This is a genomic window from Paenibacillus sp. FSL R7-0048, assembly GCF_038004505.1.
In the GTDB taxonomy this organism is placed as follows: Bacteria; Bacillota; Bacilli; order Paenibacillales; family Paenibacillaceae; genus Paenibacillus_AQ; species Paenibacillus_AQ odorifer.
Window position 1 is genome coordinate 6,059,051 of the sequence record NZ_JBBORF010000001.1, and the last position, 20,858, is coordinate 6,079,908.

The window sequence follows — 20,858 nt, forward strand, 5'->3', positions numbered from 1 at the left end:
ATGCAGATCGCAAGAGGCTCTGTGGGTTTATTAAGACAATGCCTTCTCATCTGCCAACGACCGCAACCTGCGCCATTGTAGGAATTAGCACCATGACATTTGTACAACGCTTCCCGCGCTGGATACAAATCGGTTGCCGGGCTTCATCGGGCCTATCCCTCCGCCGCTCTCGATAAGATAAAGTTATGAAATTATATTTTTTCTGAAATCGTACATACTTTAATGCAAGCATAAGTATAGTGAGTTTATCTATTTTTGTCAAAAGGAAATATATTGAACAATTACGATTTTATGCTCTTTGCCTTGCTTATTTCCTTACGCAGCTGTTCATTGCTGTAGCTGAATGCCGCGATTAATGTCTTACAGTTCATTTCGAGCGATTGTTTTAAATCCTCAAGATGGCTATCCAGATCCTCGAGCTGAATTTTGTCATGCAGACCTTGGTGCCGCTGCCACAAATCATCCTGCATTTCGGAATTCATATAATGAATTTCAGCATTTCTGCGCTTGCGTAAATTCTCCAATGGATCGCGGTAGGAGTTCTTAATCTCTTCCAGTTGATCCGCTAATGCAGGATGCACATTCAATAATTGAAGCTGACGCAGCACTGTAAAGTAAGAAAAGTGCGTTTTTAATTTGGATGTTTTGAGATCATAAAAATGATTCAGTACCGTCCCAAGCTTGTCCAGAAGAGAGAAAACCCGGATAAAGCCATCTTTATAAAAATAAACATAACGTGCATAATCGCCCTGTTCCACCGGTGTCATATCATCCATATAACCCGCAATCACTAATTTCCGGTAAAAAGCGGCCGCGAACCAACTTTGCTCCAGTTCATCCAGAGAGGAAATCAGCCCACGTGTCCAAATCTCCAGCTTGCGGTATTCATGGTCATTATCCTCATGGGCACTCATTTCCTTGCGCAGCAATGCTGCAAAAGTGGCCATATTCTCCATCGCATCAGCCAACACACCGCTGTTCTTTCGAGGCGGCTCTCCAAGTAATACCCGCAGCATATCCCAGTCCTCCTAAAGTTTTGTTCAGCGTCTGCTTCCATGGACTGCTTCGTACAAAACTCGCGACGTAAGCATCGGCCAATCAGCTCCACGATATACCGATTTCCACTTTATTATTCCGCGGGTGAAGCACCTCTATCCACGGAGGGAATGTTCTACCAAGGCGGTGGAATCATTGGGCTCGTTACATTTTTTCCAGACACGACACTACTCGCGCGATTTAGCTGCCAGACTCTTACACTCATATAACATAAGACACCAAACAAACTGGCAATCAGTAAAATATGAGCCAAAGCGGCAAATATGTACAGCCTTTCATTATCTAGAGTGTAAACCACAGCCGCCCCACTAAATACCTGCATCAAGCATAACAGCACTGCAGCTACACCCAGCGCTCTAAGCTCTGGATAATCCTTATGTTTCCAAAATGCTAAATGCCCAAGCAGCGCAGTAAGCATGAATAAGATTAAAGCCGCAATCCGATGCGTAAAAACAACACCTACACCTCCGGAAAGCTCCGGAACCCATTCTCCATTACAAAGCGGCCAACCCGAACACCCGCCTTGTGAATCCGTATGACTTACAAAGGCTCCAATATACACGACAATATAAGAATAGATGGCAGTAAAACAGGTTAAATTGCGAAAAGCCTTACTTACGGGCTTCTTTTGAGCCTCCAGCTTATGATCATACTCGCGCGCTTCATGCCATCTCTTGGTTCCAAGAGCCAACATCATAGCGCTTGAAAAGGCGATCAAAGAAAAACCCATATGCAACGCCATTACAGCAGCGGATTGGGATTTAATTACTGCAAGCGCTCCCATACCACCTTGAACGATGACGAATACTAAGGTCATAAATGCATATCCCAGCAAATCGCGCCGCGTACGAGCATAACGCCAAAAAGCAAACATCGAGGCAAGTGAGAATAACCCTGCCAAACCGCTAAACAAGCGATGGGTGTATTCAATCATCGAGCCTATAGTATAAGCCGGAATTAATTTTCCATGACAGAGCGGCCATTCATTTCCGCATTCCAAGCCCGATCCAGTCTTCGTCACTACCGCTCCTCCGAGTACAGCGAGGAACATGATAAGGCAAGTAAGATAACTAAGCCATTTCAACTGATTTGTCGTCAAAAATATCACCCGCAGTTTTTAGTAATGAAGAAGCAGCCAGACTTATATTTCAAAAAACCACCGCTTTTGCACAAACAGGCGAAAGCGGTGGTTCCTTAGGAATTACTTTTGAAGGCTTTGATGCACTTGGACCGCTTTATCAAGGAAATTCTCAATCTCTTCACGGGATTTGCGCAATTTATTAACGAATCTAACCAATTCCCGTCCATCCGAATATGCGACGAAGCTTGGAATACCCATAATATTTTGTTCTTGACTAACATCGCCCACGGCATCAACATCTACCTCAACCAGTGTAAGGCGGTCTGCATAAGACTGCTCTACCTCTGGGATAAAAGGATCGATAAATTTGCAATCCGAGCACCAGTCAGCCTTGAAGATGGCCACTGTTAATCGAGGTGATTGAATGGCTACCTGAAATTCAGCAGGAGAACTAATTTTGTCCATGATTTACTCAGTCCCTTCTTCAATATCTGTCTATTTTCTACTCTTTAAGTGAAGCAAAATGCAGTGTAGAAGTCAAACCTATTCTCTCATACGAACACGTGCAGGCTGTAACTTCATCAGCGGATTCAATAATTTTTGCAGCGCCCGCGGATAACTGGAGATTTCCTGTTTAGTCAGCACGCCCAGCACAATAAGCAGTACTAGATAAATAACAACAACAGCGGCTCCTACAACAAGACAAGTGATCAGAAACGCCAAACGTGCAGGCATCAGATCTGTTAACAGAATCCCAGCCTCATTCAAGCCATAACCAATCCCGCCGGACACAAGTACCGCAATCACGAAACCGCCCCAACGTTTGCCCATAATTTCAAAAGACACAATCGATTTCAGCATACGTAAGTTAAGCAAAGTAATGACCACGAAACAAAGTGCTGTTGCACCGATGATTCCGTAGATGCCAAATACCTTACTAAGTAATAAGCTTGCCACTAATTTTACAATAATACCCGCTAACACATAATACATGGAAATTCGCGATTTGCCCATACCTAACAAAATAGAGTTCGTTGTCATCATCGTAATCTGAAAGATCGTTCCTAAAGTAAGCATGGCTACGATACCACTGCCATCTAAACTACTGAACAAGAGACCATTAACTGAATATGCAGCAACTACGAGTGATAGAACAATCGGTGCTCCTGTTAAAATAGAGATTCGAAGTGCTAAAGTCACTTGCCCTTTTAGATGTTTTTCATCCCGACGGGCATATGCAGCTGAAATAATTGGTATAAGTGATGTGCTAAGTGCTATAGAAAGAACCGGTGGAATCCCAGCGACACTCTGTGCCCGACTCCCGAAAATACCCAAAGCACGTGTGGCATCAGCTACACCAACTTGTCCACTCAGTAACGGTACAATTAAAGATGTATCAATAAAGTTCACTACTGGAACCGTAACTGAAGATAGAACGATAGGAATGGATAATTTAAATATATCCTTATAAATTCCAAATAGAGGAAGCCTTGCTTCATTCGTTTCGTATAATGCAGTTTGCCCCTCGCTACGCCGTAATTTCATAGCGTAATAGAGCATTACACCAAACGCACCAACACTACCAAATACACTACCGAATGATGCACCAGCAGCCATCCACGTGTTGTCGTACCCTTTTTGTAACAATACAAATGCCAGAAGAACAGCGGTAGATACCCTCGCGATCTGCTCCACAATTTGAGAGATGCCACCAGCCATCATATTATTCCGCCCTTGAAAGTAACCACGCATCATTGCAATAGAAGGGAAGAGTAGGAGTGCCGGAGCTATGGCCCGGATCGCCAAAGTACTTTCAGGAACTTTTGCATATTCTGCATAATAAGGAGCACCTATGTATAACAATGCGCTCATAATTACGCCAACTACAACACCAAAGATTAATGCCGCCCGATACACCTGCTGAGCTTCATTTGGTCTATTCAGTGCATAACGCTCAGATACCATTTTACTTAATGTACTTGGAATCCCTGCTGTAGCCAGCGGTAATAACATTAAATAAACTGTGTTTGCCTGTGTAAATGAAGCATTACCAACATCATTAAATAAATGCTCCAGCGGCACCCGCTGGACAAGCCCGAGTACCCTTGCCACCAAAGCTGCAGCAGCAAGGATAAGCGTGCCTTTAACAAAAGACTCTTTCTTGGACAAACTCTTTCCCCTTCTTCACTGTTAAATTAAAACCGGGCGACCCATATAAAAAAGAGGACGACCATAATTACCTGCAACACGATTTTGACCAAGGTGCTGCTAAATAAGCCGAGTATGGAGCCAACACTTACCTTAGCAGCTTTAGACGGGGAAGATCCCACGATCAGTTCTCCAATAAAAGCCCCTAGAAATGGTCCAATGATAAGACCAAAAGCGGGAATAACAAAAGGTCCCAAGATCAGCCCGATCGTGCTCCCGATAATCGATGAACGTGAACCGCCAAATTTTTTGACACCCCACGCTCCTACAACATAATCAGCAACAAAAAGAACTACAACGATCAGTGTTTGAATAATCCAGAACCAAACCCCAAAGGGCTCAAAAGAAAAGAACCAGCCGTATACAAAAAAGGCAAGATAGATCGCTAACGCACCCGGCAGTATGGGATACACAGCCCCTGCCAATCCTACAGCAAACAAAACAATGATAAGAATCCAACCCAGGATCGTCAATTCCTTAACCTCCTACTAGCATAATGCTCCATGGATTCACTTCGCAGTACTGCTTTTATTATTTGCTGCCTACAGAGGCTGCAGCTTCGGTAAAGATATACTTTTGGATGACCTCGGCAATCCCGTCTTGATTATTGGTCGCCACCACAACATCAGCCTCTTGTTTAACCGTCTTTTGCGCGTTGCCCATGGCAACCCCAAGCCCAGCCTGCTGGATCGCCGCCAGATCGTTAAGGCTGTCGCCCACAGCTACAACTTGCGACATTTCTATTCCCAGCAGCTTGCAGACTTCCTTTATTCCTGCTGCCTTATTCACGCCTAGAGGATTAATCTCCAGATTGTGCGGAGAAGAGTTCGTAATCTCCAGTCCACCCATATCTTGAAGACGAAGCAACAGCTTATGACGAAGCTCATCATCTTCAGTGTGATAACCGAATTTAAGCCATTCTCTACCCGTTACATCCCCATCCCAGTTATCCTGTTTAAGAACTTCGTCCAGAGAATAAGCCCAGAACCAGATGTCATCTGCTTTTGCAAGATCATACATTTCTTGTACCAGCTTGGGATCCATTAGTGATCTCCGGTATATTTCATGTGGCGCTCTCCACACCTCACTGCCGTTCACAGTGATCATCGGTGTCTCTAAACCTAGCTGCTCTGCATAGGGTAAGGCACTTACAAATGCCCGGCCTGTCGACAGACAGACATGAACGCCTGCGTTGACCGCCTTTTGAATCCATTCCACCGTTGTGGGTGTAATTATCTGATCATCATTCAGTAGGGTTCCATCCATATCCAATGCAAGCAGGCGGTATTTGGCAATCATTTGCCACCCCTCCATTCTTGTATGCTCTCTATTGAGAAGCTGTTTATTTTTTAAATCTTAGCCATAGGGTCAGAGTTACTCGGTACCTGTAGTCTCTCCCTCCTTCGCATTATCATTAGTATTATTGCCAGACTGGAGACTTTTCTTTGGAACTCCATCAAGGCCATATTCCCAATCATAGGCATCAAATATTTTACGTGCGACTGGTGCCGCACTTTGTGAACCAAAACCACCTTCAGGGATTACAACCGCCACAGCCAACTTAGGATTATTACGTGGAGCATATGCAATAAATACCCCATTATCGCGAATTTCACCCTTAGCTACTTGCTGAGAGGTTCCCGTCTTACGGGCAAAGTCATAAGGGAAATCAGAAAAAGCACTAACTTCACTTCGCATCCCCTGCTTAATTTCATTCCAGTAGGACTTATCGAAGTTTGTTACTTCATCAAGCACCTCACGTTTAAACTCTTTGACTATATTTCCATCTGCATCAGTAATCTTGCTAACCAATTGAGGTTTAATCCGCTGTCCTTCATTAGCAAGTGTTGTAACATACTGTGCAAGCTGCATTACTGTATAACTTCCTTGTTGTCCGAAAGAGGCATAGACCAGTGCGGACTGCGCACTACCAGCAGCTTCTATATTGGTATAGTTTCTTTGACCCAAGAATTCATTTGGCAGATCAATTCCCGTAGATACACCAAGGCCGAACTCTTTCATATAGACATCCCAGATGTCTATCCCTTTGCTTTTATATTTGTCATACAATCTTTTACCGACCATATCGACCATAAATGCATTCGAGGATTTCTCAATGGCTCTAGCAGGATCCAAAGAACCATATACGTGGTTAGAAGAGTTTCTTACCTTCGTTTCATGCCCAGACTTACCAAAAGTCGCAAAACCTCTATCCTGATAATACGATGAAGTTGAAAACAACCCTTCATTCAGGCCCACGAGTACACTCAAAGGTTTAATCGTTGAACCTAGAAGCAATACAGATCTTAGTCCATTCCCTGAGGTTCCTGAAGAAATAGGAGTTATCGTGCCGTTCTGATAGTTATCCATAATACTGTTCCAGACATCTGCAGATAAAGAACCCGTTGTCCAAACATTCGTATCATAGTCAGGCATACTCGCCATAGCAACAATATTGCCAGTATCTACTTCCATCGCTACTGCATATCCCGTTAAAGCATTCGGATGCGTTCTGCCTTGTACGGTATTAGAGTGCAACCATTTGAGCTGATCTGTTATCGCCTGTTCTGTCTTCATCTGAACGTTCTTATTAATCGTTGTCCAGATGTCATTTCCTTTGACAGGCGGAACGACACGCTCAATTTTCTCCGCCATATTCTGTGGATTTACAGAAATTTCCTGATAGCCGTTTTGCCCGCGAAGCTCACGCTGATATTTCAGCTCCAGCCCATCGAATCCAACAAATTCATCATCCTTATACGTTAGCCCTGGCTCCGGATTGTTTTTCATAGCACTTAGAATGTTTTTATAAATATTAAGACTGTTCGCGGATTTGAAGGGTTTGATATAACCAATCGTCTGTACAGCAACCGTATCTTTATCGTAATGACGAATGCTCTCCTCGACAATCTCAAGCCCCGGATATTCTCCTTTATGTTCCATGAAATAAGCAACTTCTTCAGTAGTCAGATCAGCCTTAATTCGCCGTGCCATAAAGCCAAGTGATTTACGGAAATATAAATCCAACGCATCAATTACATCTTTCTCCGTCATCTTCTCTGCATTTGGATCCCCATATTTATTGAAATCAGCTACCAGCTTGGCTGCCAATGCATCAGACTTGGCCTTAGCCTCTGGGGTCAGCGTTGTTTTACCGGTGACTTTATCTGTTTCCTTAGCCGTATACTCTTTATTGAGTGTGATATACAGCGATTGAACAGGTGTGGAATAAGCTAGCTTCTCACCACCTGCAGCGTATATAACCCCTCTCATGGAAGCTAACGGTACATTTTTAGTATCTCTACTCGTCTCTACCTCAGTTAAAGTTGGACCTTCCACGAACTGCAGAACAGCTAGTCGGATGATGATTACGCAAAATATAACGAACGTGCTAAAGAAAAACACGTTGAGTCGCAGGCCAATGGAACTTTTGCTGCTGGTCTCGTCAGGAGGTGAGGCCTGCTTACGGAAAAAACTCACAGTTTTTCTCTCCTTTTTCTCTAATTTAAGCTTATTGTTCTTGAACGGGATCTGCCACAGGTGGAATATTCTTCTTCGGAACCCCAGCCAGCCCATATTCACAATCATAAGCATCAAAAATCTTACGGGCAACCGGAGCTGCACTATTGGAGCCAAAGCCGCCTTCCGGAATCACAACCGCTACAGCCAGCTTCGGATTCTCACGTGGAGCAAAGGCAATAAAGACCCCGTTATCACGGTTTATATTTTTTCTATCCGTTTTTTCAGAGGTTCCTGTCTTACGGGCAAAATCATAAGGAAAATCGTCAAAAGCACTAACTTTACTGCTCATTCCCTGTTTGATTTCTCTCCAGAACGATTTATCAAAGGTTACGCTATTAAGCACTTCTTTTTTAAATTCCTTAACCACCTTACCTTGCGCATCAGTAATCTTACTTACAAGCTGCGGTTTAATTCGCACACCTTCATTTGCAAGTGTAGTAGCGTACTGGGCAAGCTGTAATGTAGTATAACTGCCTTGCTGACCAAAAGATGCGTAGACGAGCGCGGCCTGTGAGCTCCCTGCAGCCTTGAAATCTGTATAGTTAATCTGACCTGGTGATTCACCGGGAAGACCACTTTGTGTTGACACACCCAGTCCGAACTTTTTCATATATTCGTCCCAGACCTCTACACCTTTATCCCCCAGGTATTTCTTGTATAGTTGCTTTCCGACCATATCTACCATAAATACGTTAGAGGATTGCTTGATAGCATCAGCCGGATACAGTTTTCCATAGACGTGACCTGATGAATTTCTAACCGATGATTTATCATCCTTACCGAAATAGGTAATCCCCACATCGGGATAGGTGCTCGAGGTGTTAAAAAATCCTTCATTTAAACCAATTAATACACTTAACGGTTTAATGGTCGATCCCAAGAATACAAGTGAGCTAAAATCATGACCCGATCTCCCGGAAGAATTCGAGGTAATTGTACCATTCAGATGATTATTCATAATTTTATTCCAGACAGATGTAGGCAGCGAGTCCTTTGTCCATACATTCGAATCGTAATCAGGCATACTCGCCATAGCGACAATATTCCCAGTCTCTACTTCCATTGCTACTGCATAACCTGTTAAAGCATCAGGATGAGTTTCGCCTTGAACAGCATTGGTATGCAGCCATTTAATCTGATCCAATATAGCCTGTTCAGTCTTCATCTGAACATTCTTATTAATGGTCAACCAAATGTTATTGCCTTTTACAGGGGGAACGGTCTGTTCTACCTTCTCCGCCATATTTTGAGGAGTGACCGAAATGACCTGATAACCATTTTCTCCGCGCAGTTCGCGTTGATACTGCATTTCCAGACCATCAAATCCTACATATTCTTCCGTTTTATACATAAGTCCCGGTGAAGAATTGTCTTTCATTGCACTACGAATATTTTTGTACATCGCTATGTCTTCGGTTGATTTAAAAGGTTTACCAAAACCCACCGTCTGCACAGCTACCGTATCTTTATCGTAGTGGCGTACACTTTCTTCCACAATGGTAATGCCTGGATATTCATCCTTATGTTCCATGAAATAAGCTATTTCTTCTGAAGTTAGCCCTGCTTTTATACGACGCGGTACATAACCCAGATACTTTTTAAAGTCCAGATCAAGTAAATCCAGCACGTCCTGCTGCGTTAACTTAGGGGCATCTGCACTTCCATATTTCTCAAACTCCGCTACTAATCTTGCTGCAAGGTCATTAGACTTATTTTTCGCTTTTTCCGTTAGTGAGGTTTCACCCGTTACTTTATCGGTAGTTTTAGCTGTATATTCCTTATTTAGGGTAAGATAGAGCGACTCAACAGGTGTAGAATAGGCTATCTGCTCACCCCCGGCAGCAAAAATAATCCCTCGCATGGCTGCCAGCGGAACAAACTTCGTATCCCGTTTGATCTCTTCTTCTGTCAGCAAAGCTCCCTCAGTAAACTGCAAACCTGCAAGACGCACAATAATGATACAAAAAATAAAAAAAGTGCCAAAGAAAAACAGATTCAATCTCAGACCTACAGAATGTTTCGAAGATTTCCCGTCCGCAGGCGGGAGCTGCTTCCCAAAGCTCACCAGCTTTCTTCCCTTCTATATAAAAATAATGTCTGAATTGCCTTAGCCAGCGACATTGCTCTTATAATGAAGGTGATTTCTAAGAAGCTGATTGTGAGCATTGCACTCGCATTTGTGTTAGAGCGGTTGGTATGAGTTTATTGTACCACACGGAAGGAGTGCGGCGCCCTCACTCAGAGTGCGTTCTCCCTAATATGCGTATCGTCAAAATCCTTCGGATTAAACCAATCCCCACTGCTCGCCCAAGTGGGATCCAATGGAATCCAAGCTTGCCGGTCACTTATATAAACTTCATTCCAGGCATGTGCGCCATACCCGCCTCGACCATCATAGCCTTGACCCGTTACAACGCGCACCAGCAATCCTTGGGAGCGGGCCATTACAGCGTAAAGACGTGCATAATCAATACATACCCCTATGCGTGTGTCGAAGGTATCCTGCGGGGTCTGTTCATGCCAAACTCTATTTTTTTCATAATTTTCCGCTTTGGCGTAATCATAAGTTACTCGTGTTCCTACCCAATCATACAGTAGTCTGGCTTTCTTCTCGTCTCCTTGCGCTTGTCCAATAATATCTTCAGCCGCACCCACAATATCTTGTGGAATGTCATGATCAATAACTTCATATTTTCTGCGCAGGATATCATTCATCTCAGCTGCAACGGTCTTCGTCAGAATAGGCAGCTTTTTCTGCACTGTCTCCCCAACAAAGGGCTCAAATACAGCGGCAGCGCTTTGACTGTAGATCGGAGAAGATTCCACATAACGGCTAAATTGACTTTCTGGATTTAGGCCAACACAAATGAAGAGAGCAAGCACAATAATTAAACCACGAGTCAAACCTATAATTAATCCTATGATAGCTCCGCCCATACGGCTTACTTGCGTAATCTTTCTGTCCTTAAATGTCTTGGTGCGCCGTAGCTGATGGAATGGGAGCAGCATAGACAACAATCCCAGAAGCATGCGAATTAAGATATAAGAGAGCAATAACAACAATAGAAACCGCACCAGCGGCGATTCCGCCAGCACAGACACAGCCGTATAATAAATTTGCTGCCACTGGGTCAGCTGTTTATCAGGCAGACTTATTCCTGCTGCCCAAGTCTGTACATGAGGATTGAGATAAGCCGCAGCAGGAATGGCCAGCACCAAAGAAGCTATTGTATACAGTCCTGTTCCCAGCAGACCGAATAATCTTCCGGTAGCACTTGAGAACCCTCTGCTCCAGCCTTGCAATAGTGAAAAGACTACTACCAGCAGGAGGGCGATGGAGATGATATTTGCATCACTCAGACTAGTCAACCAACCGTTTATCATATCCAATCTCCCCTTTCAGTCGCCCGCTTGCTTGTTTTGATAATGATTTAAACTGAAGCCGTTTATTGATGTTTCCGAGCTTCCTCGATAAATGTTTGTGTGGTATCAGTAATACTCCACTTCCCAAGACTAACTCCGCGGAAAGTAACCTCTACCTTATCTTCGCCAGTAGTACCTTTCACTTCAATATTCGGAGTTGTAATCGTAAATGTTCCGTCACCATTTGAAGTGTACTTCGCATCCTGCGCCTCTTTAAGCATAACCTCTTGTGCTTCCTTCTTCACCGTACTTACCGTTCCATCTGCCACCTTATTCACAGCGTTACCAATTTGGTCCATTGTCACACCACTATAGATGAATAGACCTACAACGATAATAATGACAATCGCCCATTTCAACATCGTTTTGACCAAATTAACAACCGCGAACAACAGAATGAGCGCAATAACAATAACTAACCAATTCTCTCTAATAAACTGTGACCACACCTCTGGATCCATCAACCTCACAACACCCCTATCACCTAGTTTCGTCCTAAGGATTATCTCCTCTATAGACATGACGCCAATATTAATTATTATACATGAATGCCCATCATAATTCATGGTTCCACAGCCAGAGAAAGGTATACCTGCTTATAGGAATTAAAAAAGCGGTATAAGCCCTCTCTGTCCCACGTAAAGTACAAGTAGTTGCTTAAATTTGATCTTCTTAAAATCCGCCTTCCTGCATTAATCTTTATTGTAGGTGGCTCTCGGAGGTGTTTCCCTGTGAAAACTGCGCTGTGGCTGTACCTGTTTCTTTTTCTGGCGTTTTTTGATTTACATGCACAGTATCCTATTCTAACGCCCTTTGCCATCTCTCTTGGTGCGGGACCCGCCTTTATTGGCTGGATGATGGGTATGTATTCGTTAACCCATCTTCCTGGCAATTTGCTCGCAGGCGTACTCGTCGATCGTAATGGCAGCCGCCGCTACATCGTCTTTAGCCTTGTTACTGCGGGAGCCATTCTACTGCTGCAGGCTCATGCTCAGCTTCCGTGGCATTTGCTGATGCTACGAGCAGCAAGCGGGTTCGCGCTCGCCTTCCTCTCTCCAGCGTGCATGACCTTGCTGGCTTCATTATCATCTGATGCTACTGAGCAGGGGAAATATATGTCCGGACATGGTATCGTTCATACCTTAGCTTCAGTGGTATCCCCGGCAGCGGGGGCCTTTATCGTAGCTAAAGCTGGCTATTCCGGCACCTTCACCACATTGGGATGGCTGCTTATCGCTACAGGCATCATGGCTTTTTTCAGTGTACCGGCGCCTGCCCGGCGTTTAGTACGCCCTGTAAACTCTGCAGCACCTCCTTTAAAAAAACAGGATCTTCCTTCGGTCCCTATATCCGATGCCAATCCAGTTTCCAAACGTTATTATCTGCTGCCTTTTTTCGTTTCTTGTTCACAAGGGGTTCTGTTCTTTGAACTTCCTCTATCTCAGACCGGAAGTAATAGCATTGTTTCCACAGGCATTCTTTTATCGCTCCTTAGCTTAGGGGCTTTGGTAACACTCAGTTTGTTCTTCCTGAACCGCTTTTCCCCAGGAGGAAGAATAGCCGTGGCCTTGCTAGGTATGGCCCTTTGTTTTTTTGCGCTCGCCTCACTTCACAGCATTCCCGCTTCCGTTATTCTCTTTATGCTGGGTGCAGCCAAAGGAATATTATTTCCTGCAATGGCATCGCTCTTTATTAGTCTAGGTGGACCAGGACGTATGGGACGCACCTTCTCCATGCAGTCGATAGCCATGTCACTAGGCGCATTCGCAGGCCCTGTGGCCGCAGGACAATTAAGAGCCGTTGTTTCGCCTTATTTCATTGCCTTTCTATTGCTAATGGTTGCACTATTACTGCTTCCGCCAAAAAATTCAACCAAGCTGTCTACCTACTCTTCCAAATGGAATGGGCGGGCCGCATGATTTATTGTTTTTACGACATTTCCCGGGGAATGAAGATTTTCCTGTAGAAACAGTTGTTAAAACTGCTCCTCCTTCGGTAAACTATAATGAGTCTGTAAGTTCAGACTTCATTTCCGGAGGTGATTGTCAGCAAATGTCCATTACGATTATTGTCGAAGGCAAAAACGATCGCAGCAGATTACGACGCGTGCTGGTACCGGAAGTCGAAATCCTCTGTACCTTTGGTACATTAAATACGCTCAAACTCGAGTCCCTGCGACAAAAAGTAGGAGATGGAGAAGTATATCTTTATATGGATAACGACAGTTCAGGCAAAAAAATACGCGGGATTCTCCGCGATGCCTTTCCCGATGCTGGTCACATCTATACACGCCGGGGTTATGCCGGAGTGGAAGGCACTCCAGATGAATACAATATTAATCAGCTTGAAAAAGCGGGTCTGGAAGAGTTCATCATTTACCCTGAACCCATTCCTTTTTGATTCGCGATATATTGCCTAAGAAATTAAAAACGCCTTTTTCGTTATCCTTCAATAAATGGGATTCGAAAAAGGCGTTTCTGTTATGCGGTTAGGTTCTATTCACGAGCCAATTCATTCAGCCTATCGGCAAGAAATTCAGGCGTTATGTTATCCGTATCCCCTGCGTCATACAATGCACGGAGACGATTGTCCCGATCAACCAATGCTATGCGATTGGCATGTACGAAATTTTCTTTACTATTCCCTGCAATTAGTACTTTAAAAGAATCAGTTGCCAGCTTACGAATGACTTCCTGATCCCCCCGTAAGAAGTACCAACCCTTATAATCTGCCTGGAAACGGTCCGCAAAGCTTTTAATGGCTTCACGCGTATCATTCTCTGGATCAAAAGAAATGGAGACGAACGCCGTATCTTTTCCAAAGCTGCCATCGTCGACCAGAATTTTCTGCGTCTGAGATAACAGAAACGTAGTTATAGGACATACATCCGGACATTGTGTGAAAAAAAAGTATACCAGCCGCGCTTTACCTTGTGTATCAGCCAGAGTAATCTGGTCTCCATCCACATTTTCAAGTGAAAAGTCCTGCACTTCTCCGATTACCGGCAGTTTTTCTTTTCCTAAATTCAAAGAATTAACTGCCAGATAACCAGCCATTACCAAAGCAAGCAATAGTAGAATCCAGGTCCATTTATAACGCTTAAAGGTCTGCACGGACAATAATACCCTCCCTCTTCTTAACCGTGAATCGTATTCAATACAAGTACGATCAAACTTACCGTTAGGTAGTTAATGGAGAAGAGGAAGTTCTTCTTCGCCCAGACTTCGTCATCTTTTGCTGCAAAGCCCATCAAGGTTATGATTAACCAAGCCAGGGACAGCGCTGTTGAAATCACCAGATAAAAAATGCCTGCATAATCGTAGGCGTACATTAACACTGGAATAGGCAGCAACAGTGCTACATAAGGAATCATTTGAAACTTCGTACGACGTGTTCCTTTGACTACAGGCAGCAGCGGAAATCCAGCGGCTCTATATTCTTCTTTACGTCTAATCCCGAGTGCCCAGAAATGGGGAGGTTGCCACAGAAACAACATCGCAAACATCAGCCAAGCCCCTAGATCAACTGTTCCCGTAACTGCAACGTAGCCAATTACAGGTGGCATAGCTCCAGAGATCGCACCTACTGAAGTGCTCCATGTTGATGTCCGTTTCAACCAAAGGGTGTATACTACAACGTAAACGAACATCCCTACAATCCCGAACAGACCGGCTAAAACTCCGGAAAAAGCAAATAGTACAATCAAGCCCGCAATCCCTAGCCCAATAGCATACAGCAATACGGTTTTGGGTTTCAGTCGTCCTGTAGGAAGCCCCCGATCGCGCGTTCTTTCCATCTTCATGTCCAGGTCACGGTCGAAATAGTTATTAAAAACACAGGCCGAAGCCATAACCAGCATTGTACCGAGCAGAGTCAGAACTAATCTGCCGTATTGAACATCCCAACCTGAAGCCAGCCAATATCCTGCAAAGGCAGCGATGAGGTTAGATCGGATAATACCGGGTTTTGTTACGGTAATGAAATCACGCCAACTTGCACCTTCCGGTGGAGATTTTGCAGACATAGCTGCAGAATCGGAAGAAGCTTGAAATGTTATATGATTATCCACACCAAATGATCCTCCTTCTAAACGAACTTCTAACGTTCTAGCCGAAGCACTAAATAGACTTCGCTGTTAACTTTATCATATCAAACCCGAGGAGACTTTGACAGTCATGGCACAGTATGTTCATGAATTTGACAATTACGTGACAATATTTATTTCCAGCCCGTTAATAACCTAAGCTGTATTTGGGTAATTATTAATAATGTACTTCCGAACAACAAAGGAGAACTGACCAATGGACACCGCTACACATTTAGTTATGGGCATAGGGTTAGCCGGACTTTCATTCGTAGATCCTGTCGTTGCTTCTGACCCTAAACTGGCCGGAGCCGTTATGCTGGCTACGATTTTAGGCTCACAAGCTCCTGATGCCGATACCGCATTAAGACTAAAGGACAATGCAATATATATTCGTAATCACCGGGGAATCACACACTCCTTGCCTTTTCTAATTTTGTGGCCCGCTCTGATTGCCCTAGTCTTAGGGCCTCTGTTTGGATTTACTGATTTGGCAGCTTTAAGCCATGTTGCACTCTGGGGTTTCATAGGCGTAGGCGTGCACGTCTTCTCTGATCTGTTTAACACCTATGGAACCCAGGCCGCCCGTCCATTTACTGAGAAATGGATTGCCTGGAATATCATCCACATTTTCGATCCATTTATTTTTGGCAGCCATATCGCAGCTATTCTACTCTGGATCACTGGGATTGTGCCGCCCAAACCTTTATTTATTACGCTTTATGCCTGTACCATTCTTTATTATATTTGGAGAACGGTTGTTCATGCCCGCCTTACACGAAACATCAAGCTTAAAGATATACACCATAATGCTGGTGAACGTTATATTGTAATCCCTACAATTTCACTTAAACGCTGGAACGTAGTTAAAGTGAAAAAAGACGGCAGCTATGACGTTGGACAGCTACTGAACAACCGCCTGGAATGGTTCAAACATGCGGTCTGCTCGAATCATCCCGCTGTGGAAATATCCAAGTCGCATCCAGATATTCAGTCCTTTCTATATTTCACCTCTTATGCGGTTGCCGAAGTGGAGGAGCTTCCTTCAGGATATATGGTGCGCTGGGGAGACGTTCGTTATTTACACCGCAAACAATACCCTTTTGTGGCTGTATTAGTTATGGATAACCAATATAAACCTTTAAATACTTATGTAGGCTGGCTTAGCAGTGATAAGCTCGACAAACGATTCTCCATCGACCCTGGTTCTTTACGATGAAACTGTAGACTTACTGAGAGATCTATTCTATAATCACAAAAAATCCCGGAGTATTTTATAATACTCCGGGATTCATTTTAGCAGACACGGAAAGGAAGGCTCTTAATGGGTAAAGGACTCTCACTTTGGTTCGCTTGTTCTTCTATTCTTATTCTCACTGCCGCTTCAATCGCGATCAGCTATAGCTTCTGGCTGGCACTTCTGCTTGGTTTTCTTTGCGTAATGAATATTGGCTGGGGATTTATCCTCAAAGCCAGAATTAGACGCAAACAGGAAAGCTTAAGCTCTGACTAAGATTAACGAGCTGGCAGAAAGCCCATCCGCTCTTTTACGCCATTCAACGTCTCAGCTGCAACAATACGTGCGCGTTCAGCACCTTCGGCAAGAATATCAGTGATCGCACCTGAACTGCGAATTTCATGATATCTTTGTTGCAAAGGCTCAAGTGTGGATACAACCACTTCCCCAAGATCCTTCTTAAAGCCACCATACATTTGTCCCTCATAACGATCGGCAATTTGCTGAAGGGACATTCCAGAACATTCCGAGTAAATACTCATCAAGTTACTAATCTCTGGCTTGTTAGCCGGATCAAAGATCACTTCACGTCCAGAATCAGTCGTTGCGCGGCTGATTTTTTTACGGATCACATCCGGCGAATCCAACAGGGCAATATAGCTGCCTGCATTCGGGCTGCTCTTGCTCATTTTTTTAGTGCCATCATCCAGAGACATAATGCGTGCGCCCACTTCAGGGATATACGGTTCAGGAATCGTAAAGAATTCGCCAAAACGGTTATTGAATCGGCCAGCTAAATCACGGGTCAACTCCAAGTGCTGCTTCTGATCTTCACCTACTGGCACAAGATCCGCATTATAAACAAGAATATCTGCTGCCATTAAAGAAGGATATACGAATAGGCCCGCGCCAACCGAATCCTTACCTGATGATTTATCTTTGAACTGTGTCATACGCTCAAGCTCGCCCATTGCCGTTAGCGTAGTCATGATCCAGCCCAATTCCGCATGCTGAGGCACATGAGACTGCATATATACATTCGAACGCACAGGATCAATTCCTGCCGCGATAAAGAGTGCAGCTACAGCTTCAGACTGCTCACGCAATGCCGCAGGATCTTGAGCAACGGTGATCGCATGCATATCGACAACCATAAAGAAACATTGATGATCGTCTTGCAGCTTCACAAAATTTTTCAGCGCTCCGATATAGTTACCCAAAGTTAGAGAACCGCTCGGTTGTATGCCTGACATTACTTTTTTCAACATAATATAGACCTCCGTTAGATGTGATTTCCAATTTCCGAGAACGCAAAAAAAGCCTCATCCGCAAGGGACGTGAGACCGTGGTGCCACCCTTATTCGCTGCTTAACCTTTGTATAGTCAAAGGGAAACAGCCTTAGTCTTCCGTTAACGGGGAAGATCCGGCCGGTCTACTAGGGCATCTTGCTCCCGTTCAAGCGCGGCGCTCAGGGGTCCATTCATCAGGAGTGTCCTACCGGTTCGCATCAACCACCGGCTTTCTGAAGGTGCATTTCCTGTCTACTTGTCCCCGTCATCACATTCTCATCATAATTTAATGCCTTCATCATAGAACCATAAAGAGAAGTTGTCAAATCACTTAACCACTTCCGCATAAATCTGTTATGATAAGGTTATCCATGTTCTATTCGATTACAGTTACGATAAAGGAGCATATCTCATGAAACAGGTGACCAAAGGGCAGTGGGGCGGTTATGATACTTATATTTTGCACAGCCGCGAACTGGAAGTCACGCTTTTGCCGCGACTAGGAAACAACGTGATTTCATTGTTTGATGTAAAAGAACAACGGGAAATTCTGCGGCGGCCTGATGAAAGCGATCAAGCTTTCTTTATGCAAAAACCTTACCATTTTGGCATCCCGCTCTTAATTCCACCCGGAAGAATTCGTAAAGGAAAATTTCAATTCGAGGGTACAAGTTATCAATTTGACCAGAATACCGCTGGTGACAATCATATCCATGGTCTACACCGGACTCAATCCTGGTGTGTCAGCGATATTGAAGAAGACGAGGACGGTTGTGCAGTCACTACTGAATTCCTTACTGAAGATGATCCGCACTGGATGGAGCAATTTCCCATTCCACTCAAATTCGAAATGACATTCAGGCTTCAGGATGCCCGGCTCAGCCAGACTTTAAAGGTTACAAATCTCGGCGATCATCGTATTCCCTTTGGGATCGGCTATCACACCTGGTTTATGATCGATGGAGAACCTGAACGCTGGAATCTCAAGCTGCCCGTAAACAGCATTTATGAACTAAACGATGAATTGCTCCCTAGCGGCAATCTAATTCCACTTGGTGATCTAGATTCACTAAACTCTGGAATCAACCTCCAGGGAACTAATTTTGATACTGCTCTACGTATTGGTGACAAGCAGCCCGTAGAAGCCTTGCTATTACGCGATGATGGTTATGGTCTTCGTTATACAGCTGACGAGAATCATTTCCGCCACTGGGTCCTGTATACCAAAGGTCCGGCCGATCAATTTCTGTGCATCGAACCTTACACCTGGCTCCCGGATGCTCCTAACGTTTCCGATGACCCTTCCTTCACGGGCTTGCTGAAGGTAGAACCAGGTCAAAGTCTTGAGCTGTCCACTATGCTGGAAATGATCTATCCCGAGAATTAAAGCAGATATACATTATATCGGTCTTCCCTTGCGTTTACGTAAGAGAAGGCCGATTTTTTGTGCGAGCTTAGTTATTTGGGCTTTCTACCCTTACTTTTAATCGACTAATAATTACCATCCTTAAAACCTTTCGATAGCATGCATGAATTAGCCTCTTAGCGCTCATACTATCTTCACAACGGGCGAAGGAGGTGACACACATGGGTCAAGCAGGTCAAGGTCGTAGCAGCCGTTCCAATAACCTTGTAGTTCCTCAAGCAAATGCAGCGTTGCAACAATTGAAATATGAAGCAGCACAAGAGCTTGGAGTAACGATCCCAGCTGACGGTTATTACGGGAACTACACTTCCCGCGAAACTGGTTCTTTGGGAGGTTACATCACTAAACGTCTAGTACAACTGGCAGAACAACAACTGTCCGGTCGTCAGTAACATCGTTATCTTAAGTGTTTTATCCGGCAGAGGTCTTAAAAAGCCTATTGCCGACTAGCTTTCAAACCTCTCACACTTCTTCTAGAAGCTGTGGGGGGTTTTTCTAATTTATAGCCTATAGTCCCAGCTGCAAACAATTTTTATGTAAAACGTTTAACTTAAAAATTGATCAGCACTCTCGGCGTAAGCATTACGGGGAGATCGAATCATCAGATTCGCCATATTATAATTAGACTCCAGCGTAGCATCTACGATTAGCTTGCCCTGTCTTATAGCGAATTCATAGCTGATCTCACCATGAGTCCAACGGCGTTTGTATTTCAGACTCTCCAGTGCCATTAGACGAAAAGAAGACTGCTGGCTCTCCGTTATTCCTTCCTTCACTTCTGTGAATCCACCACCCCGACCGGCTAAAGGGTGATGACGTATGCCGAATTTGCCAATGGTATTATTTCGTATTTGCACAAATACCGTACCGGAAGATAGTCCTGATAATTCCTCTTGCAGTTCCCTAAACACCAAATCCATCTGTCTTGCTAATGATAGCTGTTCTGTCTTAAGCATATCTTTCCTCCTAAAATTTTTGTGAGCTTAGCTACTTCGAGTTTTCTTCGTCTTATAAATCGAACCCTAAATATTTGGGCTAAGGGTCCGTCGCTACTGCGGGGAATGTTTGGACTTCCAGCCGCTGTTGTCTCCAAATTTCTTGAATTCTTACGCGTATAGCGGGTGAAATTCGGAGACAAAGGCAGTCGCTCCCGCTCTTACAGTTCCAAAATTCCCCTCCGCCACTCCTTCCCCTTTTCCCAAGTTTCTGGTTCGATTTATATCGTTTTGTGAGCTTAGCTACTTCGAGTTTACTTCGTACAAATCGGCTTAGTAAGCGCTTACTTAAGCTTTTTGAGCTGAGCTCATTTGTCTTCCATGCAAGCCTTTTATAAGGCTCAAGGCTCATTATAGACCCCTTAAATACGTCAAACAACATTATTCTACAAAATTGGGTTATTATCCCTAGTAATGCGCAAAATTCATGGATCATTCGTATATTAATTTTTATAAACCGGGGGTTTTCGACATTTAAGCATTAAAAAAAGACCCCTTAACCGGGGTCTTTGCGTGTTCACACTGAAATTCCGTTA

20 protein-coding genes, 1 riboswitch and 1 other annotated feature are annotated in these 20,858 nt (G+C 44.1%); of the genes, 6 read left to right on the forward strand and 14 right to left on the reverse strand.

Features of this window, described 5'->3' with window-relative positions; all coding sequences use genetic code 11:
* Positions 1 to 43: 43 nt before the first annotated feature.
* A riboswitch (SAM riboswitch) is annotated at positions 44 to 179 on the reverse strand.
* 102 nt (positions 180 to 281) lie between these two features.
* The 10 genes from NSQ91_RS26830 to NSQ91_RS26875 form a co-directional block, all read right to left on the reverse strand.
* A complete protein-coding gene (locus tag NSQ91_RS26830) occupies positions 282 to 1,016 on the reverse strand; it encodes a Cthe_2314 family HEPN domain-containing protein (protein WP_076178960.1) in 735 nt (244 codons plus the stop codon).
* 155 nt (positions 1,017 to 1,171) lie between these two features.
* Positions 1,172 to 2,164 carry a COX15/CtaA family protein gene (locus NSQ91_RS26835; protein ID WP_438269373.1) on the reverse strand — a complete coding sequence of 331 codons (993 nt, stop codon included), beginning with the start codon at positions 2,162 to 2,164 and terminating at the stop codon, positions 1,172 to 1,174.
* Between the two features lie 93 nt (positions 2,165 to 2,257).
* A complete protein-coding gene (locus tag NSQ91_RS26840) occupies positions 2,258 to 2,602 on the reverse strand; it encodes a thioredoxin family protein (protein WP_076127982.1) in 345 nt (114 codons plus the stop codon).
* 78 nt (positions 2,603 to 2,680) lie between these two features.
* Complete coding sequence (locus NSQ91_RS26845) at positions 2,681 to 4,306, reverse strand: putative polysaccharide biosynthesis protein (protein ID WP_340920621.1); 1,626 nt, start codon at positions 4,304 to 4,306, stop codon at positions 2,681 to 2,683.
* A gap of 26 nt (positions 4,307 to 4,332) precedes the next feature.
* Positions 4,333 to 4,818 (reverse strand): DUF456 domain-containing protein, encoded by a 486-nt coding sequence (locus NSQ91_RS26850; RefSeq protein WP_038573189.1) that lies wholly within the window; start codon positions 4,816 to 4,818, stop codon positions 4,333 to 4,335.
* Positions 4,819 to 4,876: 58 nt separating this feature from the next.
* Positions 4,877 to 5,644, reverse strand: a complete 768-nt coding sequence (locus NSQ91_RS26855) for a Cof-type HAD-IIB family hydrolase (RefSeq protein ID WP_076302418.1) — start codon at positions 5,642 to 5,644, stop codon at positions 4,877 to 4,879.
* Positions 5,645 to 5,719: 75 nt separating this feature from the next.
* Positions 5,720 to 7,825 carry a peptidoglycan D,D-transpeptidase FtsI family protein gene (locus tag NSQ91_RS26860; protein WP_076193375.1) on the reverse strand — a complete coding sequence of 702 codons (2,106 nt, stop codon included), beginning with the start codon at positions 7,823 to 7,825 and terminating at the stop codon, positions 5,720 to 5,722.
* Between the two features lie 31 nt (positions 7,826 to 7,856).
* Positions 7,857 to 9,932: a peptidoglycan D,D-transpeptidase FtsI family protein gene (locus NSQ91_RS26865; protein ID WP_340920625.1), complete on the reverse strand. Its 2,076-nt coding sequence runs from the start codon at positions 9,930 to 9,932 to the stop codon at positions 7,857 to 7,859.
* A gap of 173 nt (positions 9,933 to 10,105) precedes the next feature.
* A complete protein-coding gene (locus NSQ91_RS26870; RefSeq protein WP_076304909.1) occupies positions 10,106 to 11,251 on the reverse strand; it encodes a transglutaminase domain-containing protein in 1,146 nt (381 codons plus the stop codon).
* Positions 11,252 to 11,313: 62 nt separating this feature from the next.
* Complete coding sequence (locus NSQ91_RS26875; RefSeq protein ID WP_076127990.1) at positions 11,314 to 11,751, reverse strand: hypothetical protein; 438 nt, start codon at positions 11,749 to 11,751, stop codon at positions 11,314 to 11,316.
* A gap of 270 nt (positions 11,752 to 12,021) precedes the next feature.
* Between NSQ91_RS26875 and NSQ91_RS26880 the strand changes: the two genes are divergently transcribed.
* Together NSQ91_RS26880 and NSQ91_RS26885 are read left to right on the forward strand one after the other, a co-directional pair.
* Positions 12,022 to 13,209, forward strand: a complete 1,188-nt coding sequence (locus NSQ91_RS26880) for an MFS transporter (RefSeq protein WP_076127992.1) — start codon at positions 12,022 to 12,024, stop codon at positions 13,207 to 13,209.
* Between the two features lie 133 nt (positions 13,210 to 13,342).
* The gene (locus NSQ91_RS26885; protein ID WP_036685586.1) at positions 13,343 to 13,690 is read left to right on the forward strand and encodes a DNA primase; all 348 of its coding nucleotides are present in this window, start codon (positions 13,343 to 13,345) and stop codon (positions 13,688 to 13,690) included.
* A gap of 95 nt (positions 13,691 to 13,785) precedes the next feature.
* On the opposite strand, the gene NSQ91_RS26890 is transcribed toward NSQ91_RS26885, so the two are convergent.
* Together NSQ91_RS26890 and cyoE are read right to left on the reverse strand one after the other, a co-directional pair.
* Positions 13,786 to 14,403, reverse strand: a complete 618-nt coding sequence (locus NSQ91_RS26890; protein ID WP_036685589.1) for an SCO family protein — start codon at positions 14,401 to 14,403, stop codon at positions 13,786 to 13,788.
* 23 nt (positions 14,404 to 14,426) lie between these two features.
* Positions 14,427 to 15,359 (reverse strand): heme o synthase, encoded by a 933-nt coding sequence (gene cyoE / locus NSQ91_RS26895; RefSeq protein ID WP_036685285.1) that lies wholly within the window; start codon positions 15,357 to 15,359, stop codon positions 14,427 to 14,429.
* A 232-nt stretch (positions 15,360 to 15,591) separates the two neighbouring features.
* Between cyoE and NSQ91_RS26900 the strand changes: the two genes are divergently transcribed.
* Together NSQ91_RS26900 and NSQ91_RS26905 are read left to right on the forward strand one after the other, a co-directional pair.
* Positions 15,592 to 16,593: a metal-dependent hydrolase gene (locus NSQ91_RS26900; RefSeq protein ID WP_076218717.1), complete on the forward strand. Its 1,002-nt coding sequence runs from the start codon at positions 15,592 to 15,594 to the stop codon at positions 16,591 to 16,593.
* A 105-nt stretch (positions 16,594 to 16,698) separates the two neighbouring features.
* A complete protein-coding gene (locus NSQ91_RS26905) occupies positions 16,699 to 16,887 on the forward strand; it encodes a hypothetical protein (protein ID WP_036685291.1) in 189 nt (62 codons plus the stop codon).
* A 2-nt stretch (positions 16,888 to 16,889) separates the two neighbouring features.
* Here the strand turns inward: NSQ91_RS26905 and trpS are convergent, their stop codons facing one another.
* Positions 16,890 to 17,876 carry a tryptophan--tRNA ligase gene (gene trpS / locus NSQ91_RS26910; protein WP_036685592.1) on the reverse strand — a complete coding sequence of 329 codons (987 nt, stop codon included), beginning with the start codon at positions 17,874 to 17,876 and terminating at the stop codon, positions 16,890 to 16,892.
* A gap of 63 nt (positions 17,877 to 17,939) precedes the next feature.
* Positions 17,940 to 18,179 (reverse strand) — a binding site (T-box leader).
* A 134-nt stretch (positions 18,180 to 18,313) separates the two neighbouring features.
* Here trpS and NSQ91_RS26915 point away from each other — a divergent pair.
* Positions 18,314 to 19,288: an aldose 1-epimerase gene (locus NSQ91_RS26915; RefSeq protein WP_076184767.1), complete on the forward strand. Its 975-nt coding sequence runs from the start codon at positions 18,314 to 18,316 to the stop codon at positions 19,286 to 19,288.
* 200 nt (positions 19,289 to 19,488) lie between these two features.
* A complete protein-coding gene (locus NSQ91_RS26920; protein WP_036685295.1) occupies positions 19,489 to 19,719 on the forward strand; it encodes an alpha/beta-type small acid-soluble spore protein in 231 nt (76 codons plus the stop codon).
* 153 nt (positions 19,720 to 19,872) lie between these two features.
* On the opposite strand, the gene NSQ91_RS26925 is transcribed toward NSQ91_RS26920, so the two are convergent.
* On the reverse strand, positions 19,873 to 20,283 hold the full coding sequence (locus tag NSQ91_RS26925) for a hypothetical protein (protein ID WP_036685297.1): 411 nt from the start codon (positions 20,281 to 20,283) through the stop codon (positions 19,873 to 19,875).
* Positions 20,284 to 20,858 lie beyond the last annotated feature (575 nt).

Excerpts from the sequence above, each read along its gene's own strand:
- NSQ91_RS26920 (WP_036685295.1), top strand. The coding sequence starts at position 19,489 with ATGGGTCAAGCAGGTCAAGGTCGTAGCAGCCGTTCCAATAACCTTGTA.
- NSQ91_RS26905 (WP_036685291.1), top strand. The coding sequence starts at position 16,699 with ATGGGTAAAGGACTCTCACTTTGGTTCGCTTGTTCTTCTATTCTTATT.
- NSQ91_RS26830 (WP_076178960.1), bottom strand. The coding sequence starts at position 1,016 with ATGCTGCGGGTATTACTTGGAGAGCCGCCTCGAAAGAACAGCGGTGTG.
- NSQ91_RS26840 (WP_076127982.1), bottom strand. The coding sequence starts at position 2,602 with ATGGACAAAATTAGTTCTCCTGCTGAATTTCAGGTAGCCATTCAATCA.
- NSQ91_RS26870 (WP_076304909.1), bottom strand. The coding sequence starts at position 11,251 with ATGATAAACGGTTGGTTGACTAGTCTGAGTGATGCAAATATCATCTCC.
- NSQ91_RS26900 (WP_076218717.1), top strand. The coding sequence starts at position 15,592 with ATGGACACCGCTACACATTTAGTTATGGGCATAGGGTTAGCCGGACTT.
- NSQ91_RS26925 (WP_036685297.1), bottom strand. The coding sequence starts at position 20,283 with ATGCTTAAGACAGAACAGCTATCATTAGCAAGACAGATGGATTTGGTG.
- NSQ91_RS26855 (WP_076302418.1), bottom strand. The coding sequence starts at position 5,644 with ATGATTGCCAAATACCGCCTGCTTGCATTGGATATGGATGGAACCCTA.
- NSQ91_RS26915 (WP_076184767.1), top strand. The coding sequence starts at position 18,314 with ATGAAACAGGTGACCAAAGGGCAGTGGGGCGGTTATGATACTTATATT.
- NSQ91_RS26885 (WP_036685586.1), top strand. The coding sequence starts at position 13,343 with ATGTCCATTACGATTATTGTCGAAGGCAAAAACGATCGCAGCAGATTA.
- NSQ91_RS26875 (WP_076127990.1), bottom strand. The coding sequence starts at position 11,751 with ATGGATCCAGAGGTGTGGTCACAGTTTATTAGAGAGAATTGGTTAGTT.